Annotated in this window: 21 protein-coding genes; 10 read left to right on the top strand and 11 right to left on the bottom strand. The window is 73.0% G+C overall.

The window, feature by feature from the left end:
* The first annotated feature begins 97 nt into the window (after positions 1 to 97).
* The 3 genes from ACN27D_RS11470 (at position 98) to ACN27D_RS11460 (ending at position 4,012) form a co-directional block, all read left to right on the top strand.
* Positions 98 to 2,497 carry a M4 family metallopeptidase gene (locus ACN27D_RS11470; protein WP_421499086.1) on the top strand — a complete coding sequence of 800 codons (2,400 nt, stop codon included), beginning with the start codon at positions 98 to 100 and terminating at the stop codon, positions 2,495 to 2,497.
* A gap of 77 nt (positions 2,498 to 2,574) precedes the next feature.
* The gene (locus tag ACN27D_RS11465; protein ID WP_358174110.1) at positions 2,575 to 3,342 is read left to right on the top strand and encodes an enoyl-CoA hydratase/isomerase family protein; all 768 of its coding nucleotides are present in this window, start codon (positions 2,575 to 2,577) and stop codon (positions 3,340 to 3,342) included.
* A 58-nt stretch (positions 3,343 to 3,400) separates the two neighbouring features.
* The gene (locus ACN27D_RS11460) at positions 3,401 to 4,012 is read left to right on the top strand and encodes a hypothetical protein (protein ID WP_421499085.1); all 612 of its coding nucleotides are present in this window, start codon (positions 3,401 to 3,403) and stop codon (positions 4,010 to 4,012) included.
* Here the strand turns inward: ACN27D_RS11460 and ACN27D_RS11455 are convergent.
* Positions 3,987 to 4,538 (bottom strand): peroxiredoxin-like family protein, encoded by a 552-nt coding sequence (locus tag ACN27D_RS11455; protein WP_421499084.1) that lies wholly within the window; start codon positions 4,536 to 4,538, stop codon positions 3,987 to 3,989. The genes ACN27D_RS11460 and ACN27D_RS11455 overlap by 26 nt on opposite strands.
* Before the next feature lie 69 nt (positions 4,539 to 4,607).
* On the opposite strand from ACN27D_RS11455, the gene ACN27D_RS11450 reads away from it, so the two are divergent.
* Entirely contained in the window at positions 4,608 to 5,231 is a 624-nt protein-coding gene (locus ACN27D_RS11450; protein ID WP_421499083.1) for a TetR/AcrR family transcriptional regulator, read from the top strand.
* A gap of 73 nt (positions 5,232 to 5,304) precedes the next feature.
* On the opposite strand, the gene ACN27D_RS11445 is transcribed toward ACN27D_RS11450, so the two are convergent.
* From ACN27D_RS11445 to ACN27D_RS11430, 4 genes are all read right to left on the bottom strand, one after another.
* Positions 5,305 to 5,745, bottom strand: a complete 441-nt coding sequence (locus ACN27D_RS11445; RefSeq protein ID WP_128138148.1) for an HNH endonuclease — start codon at positions 5,743 to 5,745, stop codon at positions 5,305 to 5,307.
* Between the two features lie 214 nt (positions 5,746 to 5,959).
* Entirely contained in the window at positions 5,960 to 7,096 is a 1,137-nt protein-coding gene (locus ACN27D_RS11440) for a hypothetical protein (RefSeq protein ID WP_421499082.1), read from the bottom strand.
* 54 nt (positions 7,097 to 7,150) lie between these two features.
* Positions 7,151 to 8,695: an FAD-dependent oxidoreductase gene (locus tag ACN27D_RS11435; protein WP_421499081.1), complete on the bottom strand. Its 1,545-nt coding sequence runs from the start codon at positions 8,693 to 8,695 to the stop codon at positions 7,151 to 7,153.
* A 77-nt stretch (positions 8,696 to 8,772) separates the two neighbouring features.
* Positions 8,773 to 9,252, bottom strand: coding sequence for an MSMEG_6728 family protein (locus ACN27D_RS11430; RefSeq protein WP_121683858.1), 480 nt, complete (start codon positions 9,250 to 9,252; stop codon positions 8,773 to 8,775).
* 87 nt (positions 9,253 to 9,339) lie between these two features.
* On the opposite strand from ACN27D_RS11430, the gene ACN27D_RS11425 reads away from it, so the two are divergent.
* Positions 9,340 to 11,124, top strand: coding sequence for a potassium channel family protein (locus tag ACN27D_RS11425; RefSeq protein ID WP_393379395.1), 1,785 nt, complete (start codon positions 9,340 to 9,342; stop codon positions 11,122 to 11,124).
* Between the two features lie 18 nt (positions 11,125 to 11,142).
* On the opposite strand, the gene ACN27D_RS11420 is transcribed toward ACN27D_RS11425, so the two are convergent.
* On the bottom strand, positions 11,143 to 12,381 hold the full coding sequence (locus ACN27D_RS11420) for an APC family permease (RefSeq protein WP_421499080.1): 1,239 nt from the start codon (positions 12,379 to 12,381) through the stop codon (positions 11,143 to 11,145).
* 276 nt (positions 12,382 to 12,657) lie between these two features.
* Between ACN27D_RS11420 and ACN27D_RS11415 the strand changes: the two genes are divergently transcribed.
* A complete protein-coding gene (locus tag ACN27D_RS11415) occupies positions 12,658 to 13,803 on the top strand; it encodes a hypothetical protein (RefSeq protein WP_358174128.1) in 1,146 nt (381 codons plus the stop codon).
* A gap of 94 nt (positions 13,804 to 13,897) precedes the next feature.
* Here ACN27D_RS11415 and ACN27D_RS11410 read toward each other — a convergent pair whose 3' ends face one another.
* Entirely contained in the window at positions 13,898 to 16,450 is a 2,553-nt protein-coding gene (locus ACN27D_RS11410) for a chitinase C-terminal domain-containing protein (RefSeq protein ID WP_421499079.1), read from the bottom strand.
* Between the two features lie 85 nt (positions 16,451 to 16,535).
* On the bottom strand, positions 16,536 to 17,273 hold the full coding sequence (locus tag ACN27D_RS11405; RefSeq protein ID WP_358174315.1) for a phosphatase PAP2 family protein: 738 nt from the start codon (positions 17,271 to 17,273) through the stop codon (positions 16,536 to 16,538).
* Positions 17,274 to 17,414: 141 nt separating this feature from the next.
* Here ACN27D_RS11405 and ACN27D_RS11400 point away from each other — a divergent pair, with 141 nt between their 5' ends.
* Positions 17,415 to 18,623: a DUF4032 domain-containing protein gene (locus ACN27D_RS11400; RefSeq protein ID WP_120572862.1), complete on the top strand. Its 1,209-nt coding sequence runs from the start codon at positions 17,415 to 17,417 to the stop codon at positions 18,621 to 18,623.
* Positions 18,624 to 18,635: 12 nt separating this feature from the next.
* Here the strand turns inward: ACN27D_RS11400 and nagA are convergent, their stop codons facing one another.
* The 3 genes from nagA to ACN27D_RS11385 are packed head-to-tail and all read right to left on the bottom strand — an operon-like array spanning position 18,636 to position 21,600.
* Complete coding sequence (nagA, locus tag ACN27D_RS11395) at positions 18,636 to 19,745, bottom strand: N-acetylglucosamine-6-phosphate deacetylase (RefSeq protein WP_121683854.1); 1,110 nt, start codon at positions 19,743 to 19,745, stop codon at positions 18,636 to 18,638.
* Positions 19,742 to 20,674 carry an ROK family protein gene (locus ACN27D_RS11390; protein ID WP_421499078.1) on the bottom strand — a complete coding sequence of 311 codons (933 nt, stop codon included), beginning with the start codon at positions 20,672 to 20,674 and terminating at the stop codon, positions 19,742 to 19,744. Before ACN27D_RS11390 ends, nagA begins: the two co-directional genes overlap by 4 nt.
* The gene (locus ACN27D_RS11385; RefSeq protein WP_357900347.1) at positions 20,671 to 21,600 is read right to left on the bottom strand and encodes an SIS domain-containing protein; all 930 of its coding nucleotides are present in this window, start codon (positions 21,598 to 21,600) and stop codon (positions 20,671 to 20,673) included. Before ACN27D_RS11385 ends, ACN27D_RS11390 begins: the two co-directional genes overlap by 4 nt.
* A 198-nt stretch (positions 21,601 to 21,798) precedes the next feature.
* On the opposite strand from ACN27D_RS11385, the gene ACN27D_RS11380 reads away from it, so the two are divergent.
* From ACN27D_RS11380 to ACN27D_RS11370, 3 genes are all read left to right on the top strand, one after another.
* Positions 21,799 to 22,584 (top strand): DeoR/GlpR family DNA-binding transcription regulator, encoded by a 786-nt coding sequence (locus tag ACN27D_RS11380; RefSeq protein WP_120572866.1) that lies wholly within the window; start codon positions 21,799 to 21,801, stop codon positions 22,582 to 22,584.
* 96 nt (positions 22,585 to 22,680) lie between these two features.
* Positions 22,681 to 23,679: an ATP-binding cassette domain-containing protein gene (locus ACN27D_RS11375; RefSeq protein WP_421499077.1), complete on the top strand. Its 999-nt coding sequence runs from the start codon at positions 22,681 to 22,683 to the stop codon at positions 23,677 to 23,679.
* Positions 23,676 to 24,689 carry an ABC transporter permease subunit gene (locus ACN27D_RS11370; RefSeq protein WP_421499076.1) on the top strand — a complete coding sequence of 338 codons (1,014 nt, stop codon included), beginning with the start codon at positions 23,676 to 23,678 and terminating at the stop codon, positions 24,687 to 24,689. The genes ACN27D_RS11375 and ACN27D_RS11370 overlap by 4 nt, the downstream gene beginning before the upstream one ends.

The following is a 24,689-nucleotide window of genomic DNA, read 5'->3' as shown; positions in this document are numbered from 1 at the left end:
CGGCGGGATCTCGCCAGCCTCTTTCACGTTCTTCGATGTATCGCTATATCTACATCAGTGACTACCCCCGTCACAACTTCGCCTTCCAGGAGGGCCCGTGAAAAGATCCGTCGCCGCCGTCAGCGCAGCGCTGCTCACCAGCGGCGTGCTGGCCTGCGTCACCACCTCGGCGCAAGCGGCAGCGCCAAGCGCCACCAGCCCCGAGACCTCGGCCGCAGCCAAGGCCGCGAGCCTGCTGCGCGCCAACCCCGGCGTCGTCCAGGGCGCCGGCGGTGAGGCCTATCAGGCCGTCCGCACCAAGGTCGACCCCTCCGGGGCCGCGCACACCCGGTACAGCCGGACCTACCAGGGTCTCCGCGTGTACGGCGGTGACTTCGTCATCCACACCGCCCCGAACGGCACCATGACCAGCGCATCGGTCAGCCTCTCCGCCCCGCTGACCCTGAGCACCACCGCGAAGGTCGGTGCGGACGCGGCCAAGGCCAGCGCCCGCAAGACGTTCTCCGGGTCGCTCACCTCGGTCGGCGCGCCGGAGCTGTTCGTCGACGCCAGCAGCGGCAAGGGCCGGCTCGCCTGGGAGACCGTCGCGACGGGCTGGAAGGCGGACAAGCAGACGCCGTCGAAGCTGCACGTCATCACCGACGCCACCACCGGCAAGGTGATCGGCTCGTACGACGAGATCGAGACGGTCGCCGGCACCGGCCAGGGCATCTACACCGGCTCGGTCACCATCGACACGACGCTGAGCGGCAGCACGTACCAGATGATCGACCCGGTACGCGGCAACGGCCGTACCTGCGACATGAACAACGGGACCTCCACCTGCACCACGTTCACCGACGCGGACAACGCGTGGGGCAACGGCGCCACCTCGAACCGGCAGTCGGCCGCGGTGGACGCGCACTTCGGTGCCGCCAAGACGTTCGACTACTTCAAGAACGTGCACGGCCGCAACGGCATCTTCGGCAACGGCCAGGGTGTGCCGAGCCGGGTGCACTACGGCAACAACTACGTCAACGCGTTCTGGGACGGCTCCCAGATGACCTACGGCGACGGCTCGGGCAACTCCCGCCCGCTGGTCTCGCTGGACGTGGCCGGGCACGAGATGAGCCACGGCGTCACCGAGGCGCTGGCCGGGCTGGTCTACTCCGGTGAGTCCGGTGGCCTCAACGAGTCCACCAGCGACATCTTCGGCAACATGGTGGAGTTCTACGCCGCCGCGCCGAGCGACCCGGGCGACTACCAGGTCGGTGAGAAGATCAACATCAACGGCAACGGTACGCCGCTGCGCTACATGTACAACCCGTCGCTGGACGGCTCGTCCGACTCCTGCTGGTCCACCAGCACGAAGAACAAGGACGTGCACTACTCCTCCGGTGTCGGCAACCACTTCTTCTTCAACCTCGCCGAGGGCACCGGCGCCACCGCGTACGGCACCTCGCCGGTCTGCGGCTCGGCCCCGGCGGTGACCGGCATCGGTCGCGCCAAGGCGGAGAAGATCTGGTACCGGGCGCTCGACGTGTACTTCACCTCGAACACCTCGTACGTCAACACCAGCAACCCGGCCAACACCGCCCGTGCGTACACCCTGCGGGCCGCGACCGACCTGTACGGCAACTGCTCCACCGAGTACAAGACCGTCCAGGCGGCGTGGACCGCGGTGAACGTGGCCGGCAACGACGCGCCGTGCAGCTCCACCGGCAACGACTTCTCCGTCTCGCTCTCGCCGACCTCCGGGTCGGTCACCGCGGGTGGATCGGCCTCCGCCACCGTCGCCACGTCCACCACCAGCGGCACCGCGCAGACCGTGACGTTCTCCGCGTCCGGCCTGCCGACCGGCGCCACCGCGTCGTTCAGCCCCGCCTCGGTGACCTCGGGCGGCTCGTCCACGCTCACCGTCTCCACCAGCTCCAGCACCCCGGCCGGCACCTACTCGGTGACGGTCACCGGCAGCGCTGCGTCGGGCACGAAGTCCGCCACGTACTCGCTGACCGTGAGCAGCGTCGGCGGCGGCTGCACCGGCGCGGGTCAGAAGCTCGGCAACCCCGGCTTCGAGTCCGGCAACACGGTCTGGGCCACCACCTCCGGCGTCATCGGTCAGTACGGCTCGCAGGGCCAGCCGACCCGCACCGGTACGTGGAACGCGTGGCTGAACGGCTACGGCAGCACCCGCACCGACACGCTGTCGCAGTCGGTGAGCCTGCCGAGCGGCTGCTCCGCGTACACCTTCTCGTTCTGGCTGCACATCGACTCGGCCGAGAGCACCACCAGCGTCCAGTACGACAAGCTGAACGTGCAGGTGCTCAACTCGTCCGGCTCGGTGCTGGCCACGCTGGCGACCTACTCGAACCTGAACAAGGCCAGCGGCTACAGCCAGAAGTCGTTCTCCCTGGCGGCGTACGCCGGGCAGACCGTCACGCTGAAGTTCACCGGCACCGAGGACAGCTCGCTGCAGACGTCGTTCGTGGTCGACGACACCGCGCTCAACGTCTCCTGACCTGACCGCCCGACCCCGGGGCCCGGCGGCCACCCCACGTGGGTGGTCGCCGGGCCCCGACCGTTACGGTCGGACCCATGTCCGACGCGGAACTGACCGTCACCCTGGACGGCCCGGTGGCCACTGTCGTCATCCACAACCCGGCCCGGCGCAACGCCATGACCCCGGCCATGTGGCGGCAGCTCCCGGTGCTGCTCGACGGCCTGGAGGCCGACCCGGCGGTACGGGTGCTTGTGCTGACCGGCGCGGGCGGCACGTTCTGCGCCGGCGCGGACCTGGGCGACCTGGACGAGCTGCTGGCGGCCGGTGACGGCAGCATCGCGGTGGCCGCGGAGGAACGGCTGGCCGCGTTCGGCCGCCCCACGGTCGCCGCGATCGAGGGGGCGTGCGTGGGCGGCGGCTGCCAGCTCGCCGTCGCCTGCGACCTGCGGCTGGCCGCTGCGGACGCCCGGTTCGGCGTACCCCCGGCCCGGCTCGGCCTGGTCTACCCGGCGCCGACCACCCGGCGGCTGGCCGCGCTGGTCGGCCCGTCCGCGGCGAAGCACCTGCTGTTCACCAGCGAGCTGGTGGACGCCGACCGGGCGCTGCGGATCGGCCTGGTCGACGAGGTGCTGCCGGCCGGGGAGCTGGCCGGGCGGGTGGCGGCGCTGACCGCCACCGTCGCCGAGCGCTCCCGGCTCACCGTGACCGCCGCCAAGGAGATCGTCGACGGCCGCGCCGACGCCGACCGGCTGGCCTGGTGGCACGCCCAGGTGCGGGACAGCGGCGAGGCCCGCGAAGGGGTGGCGGCGATCAACGAGCGCCGGCCGCCGCGCTTCGGCTGGACCCCGCCCGCCACGCGCTGACCGCCGTTTGACCGGCATCCCCCGGCGGGTACGTTCCGGCCGTCGAACGGGGGCCATCGTGGACGGTGATTCGGAACGTCGGAAGATCAAGCGAGGGCGCCGCCGTGTCCGGCTGCTGCTGGTCGGCACGGTGTTGACGTTCGCGCTGGCGTCGCTGCTGGTCGGGCTGATGGCGGACGGTGCGTTCCCGAGTAGCTGGCTGGAACGCGGCGACCCGCCCGACTGGGTGGAGGTGACCGGCCTGGTTCTCGCGGTGCTGGGTCTGGGGCTGGAAATCGTCGCGCTGGTCCGCATGGTCCGCAGCGGTAGCTATCGGGCCGACCGTGAGTCGCGGCTCTGGGCGGTGACCTTCCGCCGTCGCCGCGAACTGGTCCGGGCCGTCCGGCGCGGCGTGGTGGACTCCCCGGACGACCTGCCCTGGCTGCGCACCACCGCCGAGCAGTTGATCCGGCAGCGGAGATTCGTGCCGTTGTTCGGCGGTCTGGCGACGATGAACCTCGGCCAGTTGCTGCTCAGCCTGGCGCCGATCTGGTTCGTCCTGTCCGGCGTCACCGTGGTGATGTTCGCGCTCGCCTGCTGGCAGATCCTCCGGGACGCGCCCCGGGCCGAGGCGTTCCTGCGGGAACACCCCGGCGATCCGGCGGTCAGCGTGCCGACCGGCTCCCACTGACCTGGGCCAGCAGTTCGTCCACCGACCACTGGTCGGAGGCGTGTTCGCCGTGCTTCGCGGCGACCACCCGCCCGTCGGGCGCGATCAGGAAGTCGGCCGGCAGCCCGAGCCGGCCGCCGTGCGGCGTGCGGGACGGCAGTCGCTCCCGGCCGCGCAGGACGTGCCAGGTGCCGGTCACCACGGCACGCAGGATCGGCAGCCAGGCGCGCGGGTCGAGCAGCGACCGTCGCGCCGACTCCACACCGAACTCCCGGTAGAGCCGCCGGTCCGGGTCGGCCACCACGGCGAACGGCAGGTCGGCGACGTGCTCGCGCAACTCGTCGGCGGGGGAGTGGAAGAGCACCACCTCGCGTACGCCGGCCGCCTCGATCTCGGCGTGCCGGCGGACGATCGAGCGCAGGTGGAGGTTGCAGACCGGGCAGCCGGCGAAGCGGCGGAACTGGAGGTGGACCAGGCGGTCCGGGTCCGGCAGGGCGACCTGGGCGCCGGTCACGCTGGTGAGGTGGCGAGGGGGGACGACGTCCATGCGCGCTCCCGTTGTAGGCGTACGACGTACTCCTACAACCGTAGGCGTATCTTGTACGCTGTCAAGGCCATGCCCCGTCCCCGTTCCCTGACTCCGGCCCAGCTCGCCGACGCGGCGCTCGCGGTGCTCGACCGGGACGGCCTCGCCGGCCTCACCATGCGCGCGGTCGGCGCGCAGCTCGGCACCAGCACGATGGGCCTCTACCGCTACGTCGCCGACCGCGACGAACTGGAGGCGCTCGTCGTCGAGCGGGTCCTCGACCGGGTGGACACCCGCCCGCCGCTCGACGTCCCGTGGCCGGACGGCATCCGGGAGCTGTCCGGCCGGGTACGCCGGGCGGTCGGGACCCATCCGGCGGTCGTCCCGTTGCTGCCCGCGCACCGGCACCGCTCACCGGCGATCCTGCGCTGGGGCGAAGCGGTGCTCGCGGTGCTGACCCGGGCCGGCTTCACCGGCGCCGGGCGGGTGATCGCGTTCCGCGCCCTGCTCGGCTACGTGATCGGCGCGATCCAGATGGAACACCTCGGCGCGCTGGCCGGGCCCGGCACGGCCGTCATCGCGGCGTTGCCCCGCGACGAGTTCCCCCTGCTCGCCGAGACCGCACGGGCGGCCGGTGCGGTCGCACCGGAGGACGAGTTCGGTGGCGGGCTGGACCTCCTGCTCGACGGGCTGGCCCGGCGTCTCGGCACCTAGGGCATGGTGGGACCGGCGGGCGCGGCGCCGGGGCGTACCCCCGACACCGCCCCCTGTGCCCGCCGGCCGTCCGTCACCGCGCCAGCGCGGCCCAGCTCGGCGTCACCGGCTCCCGCCGCAGCGGCATGCCCGCCTCGGCCGGGGTCCGGTCACCCTTGCGCTGGTTGCACGCGTAGCAGGCGGCGGTGGTGTTCCCCCAGGTGTTCCGGCCACCGCGCGAGCGGGGCAGGATGTGGTCGATCGTGCTGGCCGCACCGTCGCAGTACGCGCACCGCCGCCGGTCGCGCGCCAGCACCCCGGCCCGGGACCAGGCCGGGCCGGCGCTGAACCGCCAGCGGGTCACCACGTACCGGACGAGGCGGACCACCCGCGGCAGCGGGAAGACGCCGATCACCCGGTCGGGCTCGGCCTCGTGGATCTCGGCGACCCGGCGGCAGAGCATCCGGATCGCGTGCTTGACGGTGACCCGGTGCAGCGGGCCGAGGTCGGCGTTGATGACGAGGACGGCGTCCACCGGGCTCTCCCTTCACGATCGGCGGTACGGCGACGAAAAAGCCGCCCGGTCCACAAGACCGGGCGGCGACGACGGGGACGCGAGACGCGTCAGTCGTGGCCTCCGGGCCAGGGACCGTGTTCCCGGCAGCCGTCGCCGAGCAGCCACGACGTCTTCGTGGTGGCGTATCGCAGCGACATCGACGGCTCCCGGAACGGTGGCTGACCTTGCGCGCTCACGGTAGATCGATTCGGGAATCACGGGCAACGTATTTCGATCCGTCGTCGGCGGGCCGCCGCTGCCGTCCGGCCCGCCCGGCCCGCCGGGCGGCGGTGAGCGGCCTGTCGATCCGGGCGGTCATCTGCACCACCAGTTCGCTGTCCAGCAGCGGGCGGTTCACCTCGGCCGCCACCGACAGCGTGGGTGTGGAGATCGACCGCCAGATCGCGGTCAGCCCGGCGCCGAGGCCGACGAGCGCCACCGCCGCCCGGGTGGTGGGGGAGCCGGCCGCGGCGGCGGCACTGACCCCGACGACCGCGAGCAGCACCACGAGCAGGGGCGCCAGCACCGGCCAGAAGATGCCCCGGGCCGCCTGCGCCACCAGCTTCCGGTCCCGGATCACGACGTTGCGGGCGATCACCGCCCAGTTCTCCTCGTCCAGCAGGTCGCGCGGGTGCAGGCCGCCGGTCAGGACGTCCTGCCACAGGTCGCCCTGGTTGCGCAGCTCGCGGGCCAGCTCGGCGAGCCCGGCCTCGCCCGGATCGCCCACTGTGGCCCGGCCGACAGCGGTGGCCCAGGCGGCGAGCGAGCGGCGCACCACGGCGGCCGAGTACGGCGGCAGCACGCTCGCCAGCTCGTCCAGCCACCTGCTGATCTGGAGGTGCCGGCCGCCGAAGCGCGCGGCGAGCTGGTCGGCGTCGCCGCGCCGGACGGTGTCGGCGAGCGAGCGCCCGAGCCGGTACGCCACCCCGACCCGGTGGTTCGTCGCCATGGTCCACCGCAGCACGTCGATGTTGAGGTCGTCGAGCGCCCGCAGCAGCGGTTCCCGGTCGGCCCCGGTGGCACCACGGGCGGCGGCGGCGGACGGCACCGTACGGCCGGGCGGGGTCAGCGGCGCGATCTGGGCCAGCGCCACGTCCACGCCGTCGAGGTACATGCCGAGCCGGTGCCGCCCGGCCAGCTCGGTCAGGTTCGACAGCTTCGGCGGCGCCGGCGTCTGCGGGTGCCCGTCCCCGGTCAGGTCGGCGGTCTGCGCGTGGTGGTAGGCGTCCGCCATCGACCAGCCGAGCCGCAGCGCGGTGACCACCGCGGTCCGTTCGTCCCGTGGCGTGCCGTGCTCCTCGTCGCGCCGATCCCGCGTCGCGGTGCTCACCGCCCGACCTCCCGTGTCACCGGATCAGTCGAGCGTAGAGGCGTTTTTGGCCGCTTATGACCGTTTCGGTGCGGCCCGCCCGGCCAGCAGCCCGCGCGGCCGGATCGAGCGGACCGGCTCGGCCGCCGCCCCCTCGACCCGCAGGATGTGGTTCGCGGCGATGATCCCGGTGGCCGCCGACCGTTCCATCAGCGCGCTCGGGAACTCGATGCGGATGCCGTCCCCGGCCAGGTAGAGGCCGGGCGCGTCGGTCTCCACCCCGGGACGCCACGCGTGGCTGCCGGGCGTGAACGCGGGCGCCTGCGCCTCGACCCGGGCGCGCAGCTCGCGTACCCGCAGGCCGGCCACCTCCGGCCAGAGCGCGGTCAGCTCCCGCAGCATCCGGGCGGCCAGCTCGTCGGCCGGCACGTCCGGCTCGCAGGCGTACGCGTGCAGCTCCACCACCGAGCCGCCGGTCCGCTCGGCCCAGCGGCGGGGCTCGTCCTCCAGCCGGTGGTAGAGCGTCACCGAGTCCAGCGTGGGCTGCCGGGAGACGCCGCTGAACACCGCGCGGTCGGCCCGGACGTCCCCGTCCATCCAGTAGCGCGCCACCGCGTACGGCGGGCCGGACCGGCCGAACGCGGGCATCCGCGCCACCAGCTCGGGCGCCGCCCCGGCCAGGCCGGGGGAGGCGTCGACGAGCGCTGCGAGCGCGGGCGGGTCCACCGCGAGCACCACGTGCGGCGCCTCCCAGGCGTCGCCGTCCGCGCCGGTCACCCGCCACCCCGCCGGGGTACGGTCCAGCCGGGCCGCCGCCGCGCCGGTCAGCACCCGGCCGCCGTGCTTCTCCACGTACCGGGTCAGCGGCTCCCAGATCGCCGTGCCGTAGTCCCGGTCCGGGCAGTCGAAGGCCAGCCCTTCCGGGTTGCCGAGCAGATAGAAGTGGAACTGCGCGATCATCTCGGCGGCCGACATCTCCGCCTCGTGGTTGAAGAACGAGTGCGAGAAGACCTCGAACAGCATGGCCCGCGCCCGGTCCGGCAGCCGCAGCGAGGTGAGCAGTTCGTCGGCGGTCCGCTCGTCGAACTCCTCGTAGGTGCGTACCGGGTCGTAGGTGAGCAGCGGCAGCGCCGCGTCCCGGTCCATCGACCGCAGGTCCGCCAGGCGCAGGCTGGGGCTGCGCAGCAGCAGCGCCAGCAGGTTCGCCGGGGGCGCGGGCGGCAGCTTGCCGAACTCCTCGGTCGGCCACTGCTCGGACAGGATCGGATAGCCCGGGATCGGCTTGAGGAAGCCCAGCTCCGGATCGACCCGACGCAGGATCGACCGCCAGTTCCAGTACTGCCGGAAGAACGCGTGGAAGCCGTGCTCGTTGCGCTGGACGCCGTCGGGCAACTCCTCCGGCCAGGCGCCGAGCCGTCCGCCGAGGTGCGGCGCCGCCTCCAGCACCGTCACGGCCACCCCACGCTCGGCCAGCACCACAGCCGCCGACATGCCGGCGATGCCGCCGCCGACCACGAGCGCCGCGACCGGTCGCGGCACGCGGTCGGGGCCACCGCCGCCCGGGTCCACCACGTGCTCGCGTACGCCGATCAGGCGACCTACCACTTGCGACAGACCCACGGGGCATCCTCCAGTCGGCGGTGCTCACAGTCTGCCGGTCGGGGCGGCAACCCGCTGGGTACGCGTCGGCGGGGCGTTCACGGCAGGCAGCGGCGCGGGCGGTCCGACGGCGGCCAGACGTACTCCAGGTCGGGGGAGACATCGCCGAAGAGCGGCGCATAGTGGACCGGGTCCTTGCGCAGCAGCGACGACCGGTGGCTGCGGTGCAGGTCGTCGCGGCCCAGCCAGGGCGGCAGCTCACCGGCGGCGGCCAGTTCGTCCTGGGTGCGGATCACCGAGATGCCGCAGGCAGTCGCGAGATCGGTGGCGAGCGTGCCGGCGCAGGTGTCGGCCCGGCCCGGCTCGCACCACACCGCGCACATGTCCAGCCCGTACCGGGTCAGCGCCTCCTCGTACCCGGCCCACATCTTCACCGCGGGGTGGTTGCGCCAGCCGTAGTCCGGCCGGGTCAGCCCGCGCAGTACCTGGATCGCCTCCACGCGCTGCTTGCCCAGCCGCTTCTGGTCCAGCGTGCGCGCGCTGGCCAGGAAGTCCGGATACGGCAGGAACGTCTGCATGCCGGTGCTCTACCCGGACCCGGGCCCGACATGCGTTCATGATCGCCGGGGCTGCGCACATCGCGAGCGGCTGACTACGATCCGGACATGGCCGAGCCACTGCGCGACCGCGCGCGCCGCGCGACCGGCTGGCGGCTCCGGATGAACGGTGACGAACGCCCCCACTACGTGGTCTGCGGCTCCGATCCGCTCGCCTACTGGGTGGTCCGGTCGCTGCTCGCCACCGACAGCGCCGACGGCCAGGTGCGGGTCACGCTCGTGGTGCCGGGCCGCCGCCGGTCCGATGGCCCCGACGGGCGGGACGTGCCGGGGGTACGGGTGGTCACGGCGGAGCGGCTGGACGAGGCCGCGTTCCGCCGGGCCGGGCTGGCCGGGGCGGCCGGGCTGGCGCTGCTGCACCAGGACGACGTGGGCAACATGCACGCCGCGCTGTGCGCCCAGGAGGTCGAGTCGCGGCTGCGCCTGGTGGTGCGGATGTTCAACACCAACCTGGCGGACGGGCTGCGGCAGCTCTTCCCCGACTCGGCGGTGCTCTCCGACGCCTCGATGGCCGCGCCCGCCTTCGTGGCCGCCGCGCTTGGCGAGGTGGCGCCGACCCACTTCCGGCACGCCGGGCGCACGCTCTACGTGGCCCGCCGAGACGACGTACGCCCGCAGGACGTGGTCTGCGGCCTGGCCGTCACCACGGATCCGGACCTGGTCCGGGTGCTGCCCGCCGACGAGGCGGCGGCCGACGTGGTGCTGGCCGAGGCGACCGGGCGGCCGGCGGGCACCGAGGTCGCCGCACGGCGGCTGGTACGGGCGCGGCGGCGCCGGCAGCCGGTCGCCGTCCTGCTGCGCGCGGTCCGCCACTTCGCCACCCGCAAGATCGGCATCGCGGTGCTGGTGCTGCTCGGGGTGATCGCGGCGCTGGGCTGGCTCAACGCCCGGGCCGCCGACGTGAGCTGGAGCGAGGCGGTCTACCTGACGCTGGTCACCACGCTGACCGGCCAGGACCCGGACGTCAACAAGCCGGTCGCCGCCCAGGTGATGCAGGTGGTGCTCAACCTGGCCGGGCTGGCGCTGATCCCGCTGATCACTGCCGCGGTGGTCGACGGCATCGTCAACGCCCGGCTGGCCCTGCACGCGGGCCGGGTCCAGCCGGACCGCTCCGGGCACGTGGTGATGGTCGGGCTGGGCAACATCGGCACCCGGGTGATGGCCCAGTTGCACGACTTCGGCGTCGAGGTGGTGGCGATCGACAAGAACCCGGACGCACGCGGCGCCGCGCTGGCGCACCGGCTGGGCGTGCCGCTGATCGTGGGCGACGCGGGCCGGGAGGAGACGCTCCGGTCCGCCTCGGTGGACACCTGCCAGGCGCTCGTGGTGGTCTCCACCGACGACGGGACGAACCTGCGGGCCGCGCTGATCGCCCGGTCCCTCGACCCGGACCTGCGCGTGGTGCTGCGGCTGTTCGACGGCGACTTCGCCGAGCGGATCCAGCAGGCGTTCGGCATCGGCATCTCGCGCAGCGTGTCCTATCTGGCCGCGCCGGCGTTCGCGGCGGCGCTGCTCGACCGCGCGGTGATCGCCACCATCCCGGTCGACCGGCACGCGCTGCTGGTCACCGAGGTGCCGGTGGTGGCCGGTTCGCCGCTGGACGGGAGTCCGCTGAGCGCGGTGGCCCGGCCTGGCGAGGTACGCCTGCTCGCGTACACCCGCCCGAACCAGAAGGCCGACTGGTCGGCCGACCCGCGCATGGTGATCCAGGCCGGTGACCGGCTGACGGTGGTGGCCCGGCGGGCCGGGCTGACCGCGCTGCTCCGGGAGACCACGCCCGCGCCGCCGCCGGCACCCACCGGCCCGCCCGCCGCGCGCCGCCCGCAGGAGTGACCGGGCGCGTCGGATCGGTCAGGCCGGCCGACGCCTGCGGACGGCGTACCCGAGCGCGCCGAGGGCGAGCACGCCGAACCCGACGAGCACGCTCGGCAGCGGCAGGTTGACCGCGAGCACCAGGCAGCCGACCAGGCCCAGCGCGGCGAGCAGCCGTACCGGGACGTGCCGGTCCGGGTCCGGGCCGAGCGTGAGCGCCGACGCGTTGGTGATCGCGTAGTAGACCAGCACCGTGCAGCTGGAGAAGCCGATCGCGCCCCGGATGTCGCCCACCGTCACCACGGCGATCACCACGACGGCCACCGCCAGTTCGGCGCGGTGCGGCACCCGGTGGCGCGGGTGCACCGCTGCCAGCGCGCCCGGCAGGTCCCGGCGGCGGGCCATCGCCAGCGTGGTCCGGCCGACGCCCGCCACCAGCGAGAGCAGTACCCCGGTCACCGCGACTGCCGCACCGGCCCGGACCAGCCAGGCCAGCCCCGGGTGCCCGGCGGCGGTCACCACCTCGACCAGCGGCGCGTCCGTGGACGCCAGCCGGTCGGCGCCGAGCACGCCGAGCGCGACCACCGCCAGCGTCAGGTAGATCGCCAGCACCGCGCCGAGCGCCAGCGGCACCGCCCGGGGGACGGTGCGCTCCGGGTCGCGTACCTCCTCGCCCAGCGTGGCGATCCGTGCGTATCCGGCGAAGGCGAAGAACAGCAGGCCGGCGGCGGTCAGCACGCCGCCCGCGCCGATCCCCGCCGGTGCGGTGAGCCGGTCGGCGGCGACCTGCGGCGCGCCGGTCACCGCGACCACGGCGAGCACCGTGAGCACCACCGCGACGAGGACCCGGGTGGCGGTGGCGGTCTTGCCTATCCCGCGCAGGTTCACCGCCGTCACCGCCACCACGGCGAGGACCGCGACGAGCCGCGCCCGCCCCGGCCACAGGTACGCCCCGACGGTCAGCGCCATGGCCGCGCAGCTCGCGGTCTTGCCGACCACGAACCCCCAGCCGGCCAGGAAACCGGCGAACGGGTGCAGGCGTTCCCGGCCGTAGACGTAGGTGCCGCCGGACTCGGGGTAGCGGGCGGCGAGCCGGGCCGAGCTGGTGGCGTTGCAGTAGGCGATGAAACCGGCCACCGCCAGCGCGACGAGCAGGCCGGTGCCGCCGGCCGCCGCCGCGGCCGGGGCGAAGACCACGAAGACGCCCGCGCCGAGCATCGAGCCGAGACCGATGACGACCGCGTCGGGTACGCCGAGTCGCCGTGCCAGCTGTTCCACACCGGCAGCCTAAAGTGCTCGGGTGAACGGCAGGTGCCCGCGAGTCGCAAATTGACGAAAATGATTTGCATAAATAATCCGCGCTCAGCGGTGGTCGATTGTCGACGCCATCGGTAGAGTCGTTTACGCAGGTCAGGCGCGGTTTGCAAATGCTTCCGTGCCGATTGTCCGATGGCGATGATCAGATTTTTTCCGCGTCGATCGGGCAAAGGTGCCCTCGAATCGGCTCCGGCAGTTCCGGGAACCACTTCACCGCGATCGCGGGAGGTACCGCACATGACGCTGTTCGGCTGGGACGCGAGTGACTACGACGTCGACCGGGGGTTGACCGCCGACCGGATCCGGGACGCCCGGGCCGCGGGCATCGACTTCATGACCTACAAGGGCACGGAACAGTCGCGCGACGGCACGTTCCACAGCCAGTACTACGGGGTGATGCTCACTGCGGCCAAGGACGCGGGCATCCCGTTCCTGGGCATGTACGTGGTGGTGCACTCCGACGTCTCCATCGAGGACCAGGCCGCCACCGCCGTCGACTACGCCGACAAGCACACCCCCTGGTGGCGCACGTACGACGGGTTCTTCTGGCAGATCGACCTGGAGCGCTGGCCGACCGACGACGTGCCCCCGCACATCGGCGTCGACGTGGGCCGGGAACTGGAGGAACGCACCGGCAAGGTGGCGGTGATGTACGCCTCGCGCGGCCAGTACGGCGACGACGACCTGGGTGACCTCCCGCGCTGGAACGCCGACTACCCGTACCGGGTGGCCGAGGACTTCAAGGCCGCGTACGCGCGGGCCGGCGGGGACTCCGGCCCGGGCTGGACCCGATACGGCAAGCCGGCGGAGACGCCGCGCATCTGGCAGTTCACCGACTCGGCGATCATCGGCCGCCAGCACACCTGTGACGCGGACGCGTTCCGTGGCACCGCCGGCGACTTCGCGACGATGATCGGCGAGAAGACGTCCACGACCACGAAACGGGACGTGATCGCCACCTTCCACAGCACCGCGCACGCGGGCGACACGCTCGACACCACCGACCGGTTCCACGCCATCCGCTGGGCCACCGGCCTGTACCACTGGACCGTGCCGGAGGCCGGGCTGGTCAGCGTCCAGGCGACAGTCGACCTGCGCGGGTTGCGGCGCGACGACCTGGTCCGGATACGCGCCGAGTACACCCGGCCCGGGGACGCGGAGAACGACACCCCGTTGCTGCGGCAGGAGCGCGTGTCGATCGACCCGGAGACCACCGGCGGGGTGTTCGTGGTGAGTACGCCGGACGAACGGGTCGAGCTGCCGAAGGGCACCCAGATCCGCATCCAGGTGGCGGTGCGGCCCGAGGACGACGACCACCGCCGCAGGCTGACCTACAGCACCCGGACCCGGATCAGCATCGTGGAGATCCGCCCGGCCGGCTGAGCGCCGTGCCGGCCTTCCACACCGGCGTCCCAGGTGCCCGGGGTGAACGGCCGGTGCCGCCGGCAGGATTCTGCCGGCGGCACCGGGATCGGGTTCAGCAGGGCCCGTTGTCGGTCCACACGCCCTGGCTGTTGGTCCCCGGCACGTCTCCCTGGGTCCACCACCGGGAGGTCCACCGGTGTCCGCCGTAGGACACCACAGCGCCTCCGGGGTACGCGGTGCCCGCGGCCCAGGCCGGCGCGGCGCACGCACCACCGGTGGGTGACGGCGAGCCGGTGGGCGTCGGGGAGGCGGTCGGCGTCGGGGAGCCCGTGCAGGCGCCCTGGTCGGCCCAGACCGCGGCGCTGCCCGGCGTCTCGCCCTGGGTCCACCACTTCGCGCTCCAGGTCCGTCCGGCGTGCGAGACGGTTGCACCGCCGGAGTACGCCGTGGCCGCCGACCAGGCCGGCGCGGTGCAGGTGCCCCCGCCGGGCGGGGCGGAACCGCTCGGGCTGGGCGACGGCGTGACCACCTCGCCACCACGTGCCCAGTCCCCGGCCAGCGCGTACGTCTGGCCGCCGAAGGCGAGCGTGAAGTTGGCCGGACCGGAGATCGGGAGCTGATAGTTGAGCGTCACCTCGGCGTACGAGCCGGGCGCTATCGCGGTCGGTACGGTGAGGCGTACCCGGTTGTGGTCGCCCTTCAGGCCGCCCACGTTGCTGCCGGTGTGGCCGGTCGTGACGGTGGTGAGCGCCCAGCCGGACTGCTGGCTGAGCGTGGCCGGGGTGGTGGTGGGATAGTCGAACTCCAGGTGCGCGCCGGCCGGGATCGGCGCGCCGGTGTTGTTGGTCAGCCGCAGCTCGGGGTTGATCGGGTAGTTGTTGTCGCCGAGCGCGAAGCCGCCCATGCCGACCGCCACGTCCAGCGTCCGGGTGGGCATGGTGATGCCCGCCTTGCGGGCGCCGTACGCCGGTGCGGCCTTCAGTCGGTCGTAGAGCAGCGTGGTCAGCGTGTCGCCCATGCCGTACTGGCCCTTGGCGGAGTCGTAGGCGTAGTCGCCGGCGAGTTCCCAGATCATCACGCCGCCGAGGCCCTTGGCCGCGACGTAGTCGGCCTTGGCAGCCAGCGACTGGTCGTCCTCGGTGGAGAGGAAGACCTTCTTCTCCGCGTTCCACAGCCAGGGCGCGACCAGCGCGGCCGAGTAGTTACGGGCGTAGCTGCCGCTGATCCGGTCGGCCGGGTCGGTGGCCGGGGTGAGGCCGTATCCGGCCAGGTAGTCGCCGGTGATGCCGGCCTGGAGGTTCTTCGCGTGCCACATCGGGTTGGCGCCGCCGGGCACCTCGTTGCCGGCGGCGTCGAGGTCGTGCCAGAGGTTGTCGATGCCGACCGCGCCGTTGCCGCAGGGGGTGGTGGAGCCGATCGAGCCGCCGGTGCCGGCCGGACACTTGGTCTGGTCGGGCAGCGCCGCCCGTCCCCACAGGCCGTTGGTGCCGCCGGTGACGCCCTGCCAGCCCCGGGTGTAGTAGGGGACGCCGATGTTCACCCGGCCGCTGGGCAGCGCACCCCGGAAGTAGTGGTACGCCCAGTCGGTGTTCAGGTAGCCGATGCCGGAGTACGCGCCGTACACGCCGCCGGCGGCCAGCTCGGCGTCGTCGCCGTTGTCGTAGAGCGCCGCGTTCGGCCCGACGAAGTGGTTCCACGCGCCGTGCAGGTCGTAGGACATCGCGTTGACGTAGTCGAGGTACTGCAACGCCTGGTAGGACTCCATCCCGCGCAGCAGCCAGCCGGACGCGGGCGCGGCCACGGTGAGCAGGTAGTGCCTGCCGTCGGTGGCGGCGGCCCGGTCGAGCTTCTCCCGCAGCGTGCGCATCAGGACCTGGTACGAGGCGTTGAGACCGGCCCGCTTGGCGTCGGCCTGGGCGAAGTCGAGCGGGTTGCCGGCCTTGTTGTTGGAGGTGGGGTACTCGTAGTCGATGTCCACCCCGTCGAAGCCGTACGTGCGCAGGAACGTCACCACCGAGTCGGCGAACGTGTCGATGCCGGCGGTGTTCACCGTGTTGGTGCCGGTGGTGGTCATCCGGTAGAAGCCGCCGGAGTCGATGCGGTTGCCGCTGTCGTCGATGAAGCCGCCGGTCTCGGCCCAGCCGCCGACGCTGATCAGCGTACGGACTCCGGGGTTCTGCTTCTTGTACTTGTTGAGCAGGTTGAAGTGCCCGGTGTACGGCAGGGCCGGGTCCATCTCGGCACCGGCCACGCCGGGCCAGGTCATGTTCGTGGCCGGGTTGTTCGGGGCGGCCGGGTTGCCGACGGAGATCTTGTTGTTGCCGTCGACGTGCGCGAACGCGTAGTTGATGTGGGTGACCTTCTGCCACGGGATCTGGTTGACCAGGTAGGCGGGAGCGCCGTTGCGGCCGGTCCGCCAACTGGTGAAGTAGCCGATGATCCGGCGGGTGTGGTCGGCGCCCATCTTCTCCCGGCCGGCGGTGTCGTAGACGGTGCAGTAGGGCACCGACACTCCCGTCGTGCGGTAGAGCCCGTCGGGCCGGCACGCCTCGTCGTCGGCGGCGGCCGAGCGGGCGTCCGGGGCGGCCACGACCACCGCCATCATCGCGGTCAGCAGACCGGCGGCGCCGGCCGACAGCCAGCGGCTGATTCGTCTCGCCAGCACGCGCACCTCCTACATTTAACAAACTTAACTATTAAGGTTGCTAAATGTATACCGGCGTGGATGCGCCGAGACAAGAGGCGGACTGCTAGCCGAGATGCTCCGCCGGCCGGGCCCAGCCGCCCAGCCGCGCCGGCAGCGGCAGGTTGTTCCAGGGCACCCGGCGCAGCAGGCGGTCCAGCAGCAGGCCGAGCAGCAACCCGGCGACCGAGTCGGTCAGCCAGTGCCAGCCCAGGTAGACGGTGGTGCAGAAGACCACCGCCGGGGGCACCACCCGGACCACTGTGACCAGCCGGGGCGGCACGGTGCGGCCGAACGTGCGCACGAGCGGGGCCAGCAGCAGCGCCAGCACGCCGTACCAGACGATCGCGTTGGCGACGTGCCCGGACGGGTACGACTGCGCGAACCGCACCGGCAGGTCGTGCTGGAACAGCGGCAGCGTCTGCTCGGGCGACAGGAACGGCTCCTTGACCGAGGCGCTCGGCGCCGGGCGGGCCGTCCACACCTTCAGCGGGCCGATCGTGAAGAACGTGAGCACGAACCCGGCCACCGGCGGCAGCAGCGGCCGCACCGATCGCAGCCGCAGCGCCAGCAGCACGCCCAGCCCGGCCGCGAGCAGCGTCAGCGGGGTGCCCTGGCCGAGCAGGTTCAGTGTCATCGCCACCCAGCGGGCAGCCGTCGGGCGGTTGTCGTCGGACCAGTCGGCGACCGCCCGGTCGAGGCCGAACAGGTGACCGGAGGCGAGCGCGACGGTCAGCGCCACCACTGCCGCCAGCAGCAGCCCGTCGAACCACCACCCGGCCGGCCGGACCGGCCGCAGCCGCAGGTCACCGCGTACCCCCGAGGTCTGACGCACGCGACCACGCTACCGGCCGCGGGCGGCGGCCGGGCGGCGCGGGCATCGGCGGCTGTGTGCCCAGCCACGAAGGGAAGCGCGGCGCGGGGGTCAGCGGTCACACTGGTTGCCGTGCGGATCACCTCGGCTCTCGTCGACCCGGCGCTGCTCGACCTCCCCTGGTCGACCCCGCTGGAGCAGTGGCCTGCCGAGCACCTGGTGGCGCTGCCGCAGGGCATCTCCCGGCACATCGTGCGGTTCGTCCGGCTCGGCGGGTACGTCTACGCGGTGAAGGAGACCGGCGAGCGGGTCGCCGAGCGCGAGTACGACCTGCTGCGGGCGCTGGAGCGGATCGACTTCCCGTCGGTCGAGGCCATCGCGATCGTGGCCGACCGGCAGACCGACGACGGCGAGCCGCTGGACCCGGTGCTGATCACCCGGCACCTCCAGTTCTCGCTGCCCTACCGGGCGCTGTTCTCCAACACGCTGCGCCCGGAGACGATGAACCGGCTGCTGGACGCGCTGGCCGCGCTGATCGTGCGGATGCACCTGACCGGGTTCTTCTGGGGCGACTGCTCGCTGTCGAACACGCTGTTCCGGCGGGACGCGGGCGCGTTCGCCGCCTACCTGGTCGACGCCGAGACCGGGGCGCTGTACCCGTCGCTGTCCAACGGCCAGCGCGGCGAGGACCTGGAGATCGCCCGGGTCAACATCTTCGGCGAGGCGCTCGACCTCCAGGCCGCCGGCCTGCTGCACGAGTCGATCGACCCGGAGGTGGTCTGCGAGGAGGTCGTGCGGCGCTACGAGCGGCTCTGGCACGAGATCACCTACGAGCAGCAGGTCGAACGCGCCGCCCGGCACGACATCGAGCGCCGCATCCGCCGCCTCAACGAGCTGGGCTTCGACGTGGCCGAGGTGGCCATGTCGACAGTCGACAACGGGCGCTACCTGGTCCGGCCCAAGGTGGTGGACGCGGGCTACCACACCCGGCGGCTGCTGCGCCTGACCGGCCTGGACGCCGAGGAGAACCAGGCCCGCAAGCTCCTCAACGACCTGGACGCCTACCGGCTGGAGAGCGACCTGACCGACGAGCAGCAGGCGGCGCACCGCTGGCTGACCGAGGTCTTCGAGCCGGTGGTCCGGGCGGTGCCCGCGCACCTGCGCCGCAAGCTGGAGCCGCAGGAGCTGTTCGCCCAGATCATCGAGCACAAGTGGCTGCTCTCCGAGCAGGCCGGGCGGGACGTCGGAATGCGCCGGGCGGTGCAGTCGTACCTGGCCGACGTGCTGGTGCACCGCCCGGACGAGCAGGCGGTGCTCGGCGTCGAGGTGCCAACGGTCTGACGCCCGGGCGGATCACTCCACCCAGTCGCCGCCGCGCATCACCCGTACCACGTTCAGGTCGTCGTCCAGCATCACCAGGTCGGCGCGCAGCCCGGCGATGAGCGCGCCCACCCGGTCGCCCAGACCGATCGCGCGGGCCGGGGTGGTGGCGACCATCCGGCAGGCGTCCGGCAGGGCCACGCCCGCGCCGACCGCGTGGCGCAGCGCCGCGTCCATGGTGAGCGTGCTGCCGGCGATCGCGCCGTTGTGGCTGAGCCGGGCCTCCCCGTCGGACACGGTGACCGCCTGGCCGCCCAGCTCGTACTCGCCGTCGGGCATCCCGGCGGCGGCCATCGCGTCGGTGATCAGCGCGGTCCGCTCCGGGCCGGCCACCGAGGTGGCGAAGCCGAGCATGCCGTCGTGCAGGTGCACCCCGTCGGCGACCAGCTCGCACACCACGTTCGGGGCCTCGAGCAGCGCCACCACCGGGCCGGGCTCGCGGTGGTGCACCGGGCGCATCCCGTTGAACAGGTGGGTGCCGACGCTCGCGCCCGCGGCCACCGCCGCCCGGGTCTGCTCCCAGGTGGCGTCGGTGTGCCCGACCGCCGCGACCACGCCGTGCGACACCAGCAGCTCGATCGCCTTGGTGGCGCCGTCCCGCTCGGGAGCGATGGTGACCATGCGGACGGCGCCGCCGCCCAGCTCGATCAGCTCGGTCAGCTCGGCGGTCGACGGGTCGCGCAGGAACTCCGGATTCTGCGCGCCGCAGCGGTCGGCGGACAGGTACGGGCCCTCGAAGTGGACGCCGGCGAGCACTCCGGACTCCACCAGCGGGCGGTAGGCGGCGGTGGCGTCGCGCATCAGCTCGAACGGGGAACTCACCAGGCTCGCCAGCAGCGTGGTGGTGCCGTGCCCGGTGTGGAACGCGGCGGCCTGCCGCGCCGACTCCGGGTCGCCTGTGGTGAACGTGTGCCCGCCGCCGCCGTGGGTGTGCATGTCCACGAAGCCCGGCACGATCCAGTGCCCGTCACGCACCGACGGATACTCGGCGACAGCGGTGATCCGCCCGTCCGCGATCTCCACGCAACCCTGCCGGATGACGCCGGTCGGGGTCACCACCTTGCCGGTCACGCGCCGGGTCATCGACTCTCCTTCGCCAGGGTGTCCAGGGCCAGCAGGGCGGCGCCCAGGCAGCCGGCCTCGTCACCGAGGTCGGCCGCGACCAGGCGCGGCTCGCGGTGGAACGTCAGCCGCTCGCGCAACGCCACCCGCAGCGGGTCGAACAGCCGGGGACCGGCCTGGGCCAGCCCGCCGCCGAGCACCACCGTCGAGACATCGTAGAGCGCCTGCCCGGTGGCGAGTCCGTCGGCGAGCGCCTCGACCGCCTCCTGCCACACCTCCACGGCGAGCGGTTCACCGGCGGCCGCCCGGTCGGCCACCTCGGCGGCGGTGGTGGGCGCGCCGGACAGCTCCGCGTACCGGCGCCCGATCGCCGAGGCCGACGACACCGCCTCCAGGCAGCCGGTCCGCCCGCACCCGCAGCGCGGGCCGCCGGGACGTACCAGGATGTGGCCGATCTCCCCGGCGGCGCCGTGCGCGCCGGTGGCGGCCGACCCGTCGACCACGTGTGAGGCGGCGATGCCGGTGCCGATCGCGACGAACAGGACGTGGCCGGCGTCCCGTCCGGCCCCGAGCCGCGCCTCGGCCAGGCCGCCGGCACGCACGTCGTGCCCGAGCGCCGCGGGCAGTCCCAGCCGCGTGCCCGCCAGCTCCCGCAGGGGTACGTCCCGGAAGCCCACGTTCGCCGACCAGACCGCCACGCCGCGCGCCTCGTCGACCACACCGGGAACGGCGATGCCGCAGGCCACCGGCGTACGGCCGTCGGCGCGGGCCTTGCCGGCCAGCCCTTCGGCCACGTCGAGGATCGTGCCGACCACTGCCTCCGGGCCGCGCTGCGCGCCGGTGGCGTGCCGTTCGGTGTGCACGGTCGTGCCGTCCGGCCGGACCAGGGCGCACTTCATCCCGGTGCCGCCCACGTCCAGCGCGACGACGACCTCGTCGCCTGCACTCACGCCAGGACCACGGACCGGGTGAGGTGGCGGGGCGCGTCCGGGTCGAGGCCGCGGCTCGTGGCGAGCGCGACCGCGAAGCGCTGGGCAAGGATCAGGTCGGCCATCGGGTCGACCGGGTTGCGGCCGGCCGACCAGCTCGTCAGCACCGTGCGCCAGCCGTGCGTGCGGCTGTGCACGAACGCGGCGCCGGTCGCGGCCACGTCCTCGGGCAGGCCGTCCGGGATCTCGCCGAGCGCCCAGACCAGCCGGCCGGGCGCGGCGACCGAGATCGGGCCGTGCCGGTAGTCCATTGCCGGGTACGCCTCGGCCCAGAACGTGGCCGCCTCGCGGCACTTCAGCGCGGCCTCCTGGGCCAGCCCGACGGTCCAGCCGCGGCCGAGGAAGGTGACCTGCTCGATGCCGGCCGGGTCGATCGGCAGCGGGGCGCGTACGGCCACCTCAGCGTCGGCGGCCAGGCGGCCGAGGTCCTCGCCGAGGTGGGCACGCAGCAGCGCGAGCGCGGTGGTGGCGAAGCGGGTCTGCACCACCGACCGCTCGTCGGCGAAGGGCAGCGCGACTGTGGCGTCGGCGAGCGTGACGGCGGCCGAGTCCGGGTCGCCGACCAGGACCGTGGTGGGGATCCGCCCGCGCAGCGCGCTGAGCAGGTCGAGCACCTCGGTGGTGGTGCCGGAGCGGGTGATCGCGATGAGCCGGTCGTACCGGCGGCCGGCCGGGAACTCGCTGGCCTGGAACGCGTCGGTCTCGCCCTGGCCGGCGGCCTCGCGCAGCCCGGCGTACGCCGTGGCCATGAACCACGACGTGCCGCAACCGACCACGGCGACCCGCTCGCCGGGGCGCGGCAGGTGCGCGGCGACGGTCGGGGCGAGTCGCGCCGCCTCCCGCCAGCAGTCGGGCTGGCTCGCGATCTCCGCGTGCACGTACGCCATGACAACTCCTCGCCGGGGAGACCTTGCGCAATACGGCGCGATACGGCCGCCTTTCGCGCGTCATTCTGCGCGAAGTGGGGTGGTCGTGGCAACCGTCTCCCAGTTCGCGCAGCGCAGGGTTTTGCGCGGACCCAGTTTCGCGCACTAGTGTGCACGCAACCGATCACCGTTCACGCACAGTCTGGGGAGGGCCCCGCGGTGGACCGCTACGCGCGCTGGAACGCGCTGCTGGAGATGCTGACCGACAGCGGGCGGGTCACCGTCGAGGAGGCGGCCGAGCGGCTCGACGTCTCCCAGGCCACCATCCGCCGCGACTTCGACCAGCTGGCCCAGCAGCAGATGATCACCCGTACCCGGGGTGGCGCGGTCGCCAACGGCGTCTCCTACGACCTGCCGCTGCGCTACAAGACCGCGAAGCACTCGGCCGAGAAGCAGCGGATCGGCGCGGCGGCCGCCGCGCTCGTGTCGCCGGGCACCGTCGTCGGTCTCAACGGCGGCACCACGAGCACCGAGGTGGCGCGGGCGCTCGCGGTCCGCCCCGATCTCAACACGAGCGCCGAGGGCGCCCAGCTCACGGTGGTCACCAACGCGCTGAACATCGCCAACGAGCTGCTGGTGCGCTCGCGGATGAAGGTGGTGGTGGCCGGCGGCGTGGTCCGGCCGAAGTCGTTCGAGCTGGTCGGCCCGCTCGGCGGGGCGCTGCTGCGCGAGGTCACGCTGGACGTCGCGCTGCTCGGCGTGGACGCGATCGACCCGCAGCTCGGCGCCGCCGCCCACCACGAGGGCGAGGCGGCCATGAACAGCCTCATGGTCGCGCGGGCCAAGCGGGTCGTCGTGATAGCTGACTCCTCCAAGCTCGGCGGGCACGCGTTCGCCCGGATCTGCCCGGTGGACCGGGTCGAGACGCTGGTGACCGACTCCGGCGCGTCCCCCGACGTGGTGGCGGCGTTCCGCGACGCGGGTGTGCACGTCGTCTGCGCCTGACCTCACCCGACACGCCGACACTGCATACCGGGTATTGCCTTCGGGTGCATACCGCGTATGGTGTCGCTGACGCCTACTTATCGGGGGAGGTCAGCTGTGTCGGCTGTCCTGGAGATCGAAGGTCTCCGCAAGACGTACCGGAGCCGGAAACGCGGGGTCCGCCACGCGCTCGACGGCTTCGACATGCGAGTCGAGGCCGGCCAGGTGCACGGCTTCCTCGGCCCGAACGGCTCGGGCAAGACCACCACGCTGCGTACGCTGCTCGGCCTGATCCGGCCCAACGGCGGCCGGATGGCCATCCTCGGCCAGGAGCTGCCGCACGCCCTGCCGGCAGTCGCCGGGCAGGTCGGCGCCATCGTGGAGAGTCCGCAGTTCTTCCCGCACTTCTCCGCGCGGGACACGCTGGGCCTGCTGGCCCAGGCCGGTGAGCTGCCCAAGCAGCGCGTGGACGAGGTGCTGGAGCTGGTCGGGCTGCGCGACCGGGCCGGCGAGCGGGTGAAGACCTACTCGCTCGGCATGAAGCAGCGCCTCGCTGTGGCCTCCGCGCTGCTCAAGAACCCCAAGCTGCTGATCCTCGACGAGCCGGCGAACGGCCTCGACCCGGGCGGCATCCGGGAGATGCGCGGGCTGATGCGGGACCTGTCCGAGAACGGCATGACCGTGGTGCTCTCCAGCCACATCCTGGGCGAGATCCAGCTCATCTGCGACTCGGTCACCATCATCTCGCTCGGCCGCCGGGTCGCGTTCGGGCCGGTCGAGCAGGTGCTCGCGGCCCACTCCCAGGCCTCCGTGCGGGTCCGCCTGGAGGCGGTCAGCGACCTGCCCCAGGGCGCCGACGCGCTCACCCGCGCCGGGGTCCGTGTCGCCACCGAGCCCGACCACCTGGTGCTGTCCGGCGTGGACAAGCCGGCCACCGTCAGCCGGCTCCTCGCCGAGCAGGGCCTCTACGTCAGCGAGCTCACCCCGGTCGCGGTCGACCTGGAGAGCGTCTTCCTCGAACTGACCGCCACCGCGCCGGTCCCCGGCCAGCACCGTCAGGTCGATCAGTCCGCCAAGGTCGACCAGACCGGCACCGCAGGAGGTTGGGGCGCATGAGCCTGTTCGTCACCGAGCTGCGCCGGCTCGGCAAGCGCCGGGTGACCCGGCTGATGCTCGTGCTGCTGGTGGTCGGCCTGGCCACAGTCGCGACCGCGTTCAGCTTCTCCAGCGAGAAGCTGTCGCCCGCCGCGGTGGCCGAGGCCGAGGCCAAGGCGAACAACGACTACCAGACCGCGATGACGGAGTGGAAGCGCACCATCGCCGAGTGTGAGGCCGCTGCGGCCCGGGGCGAGAAGACCGAGGAACGGTACGGCCCGAACTGCGGCAAGGACTACCAGCCGCAGCCCGACATGTTCGAGGCGAAATGGTACCTGCCGTACCAGTTCGACTTCCGGGCCGAGTTCCCCCTGTTCATCGCCGTGTTCGCCGCCTCCGTGGCGTTGTTCGGCTTCATCGTCGGCGCCTCCTTCGTGGGCGCCGAGTGGAACACCGGCGGGATGATGAACCTGCTGCTCTGGCGGCCGAAACGGCTCACCGTGCTGGGTACTAAACTGGCCGCCCTGCTCACCACCGTGTTCGGCCTGACCGTGGTGCTCGGCGCCCTCTGGACGGCGGCGTTCTGGCTGATCGCCAGCCAGCGCGGCAGCACCGCGAAGATGACCGCCGGAGTGTGGCAGTCGATCGGGCTGGACGGGCTGCGCGCGCTGGGCATGACGCTGCTCGTGGCGGCGATCGGGTTCGCGCTGGCCTCGCTGGGCCGGCACACGGCGATGGCCCTCGGCGCGGCGGTGGGGATCTTCGCGGTGAGCGAGATCGGCATCCGGATCGCGGTAGCCGTGCTCGGCGTCCAGTTCGGTGACCGGTACGTGCTCTCCACGTACGCCCAGTCGTGGTTCCTGAAGCAGGCGGAGCTGTTCGACTACGACACCTGCCAGTTCTCCCAGGGCGCCTGCGAGCCGGCCACGTACATGGTCACCTGGCAGCAGTCGGCGGTGGTGTTCGGCGTGGCCCTGGTGGGTGCGCTCGTGGCCGCGTTCTGGACGATGCGGCGGCGGGACATCGCCTGA

Origin of the sequence: Micromonospora sp. WMMD1274, from assembly GCF_049179035.1 — a bacterium.
Taxonomy (GTDB): Bacteria; Actinomycetota; Actinomycetes; order Mycobacteriales; family Micromonosporaceae; genus Micromonospora; species Micromonospora tulbaghiae.
This window is presented reverse-complemented; position numbering and strand designations above follow the sequence as displayed.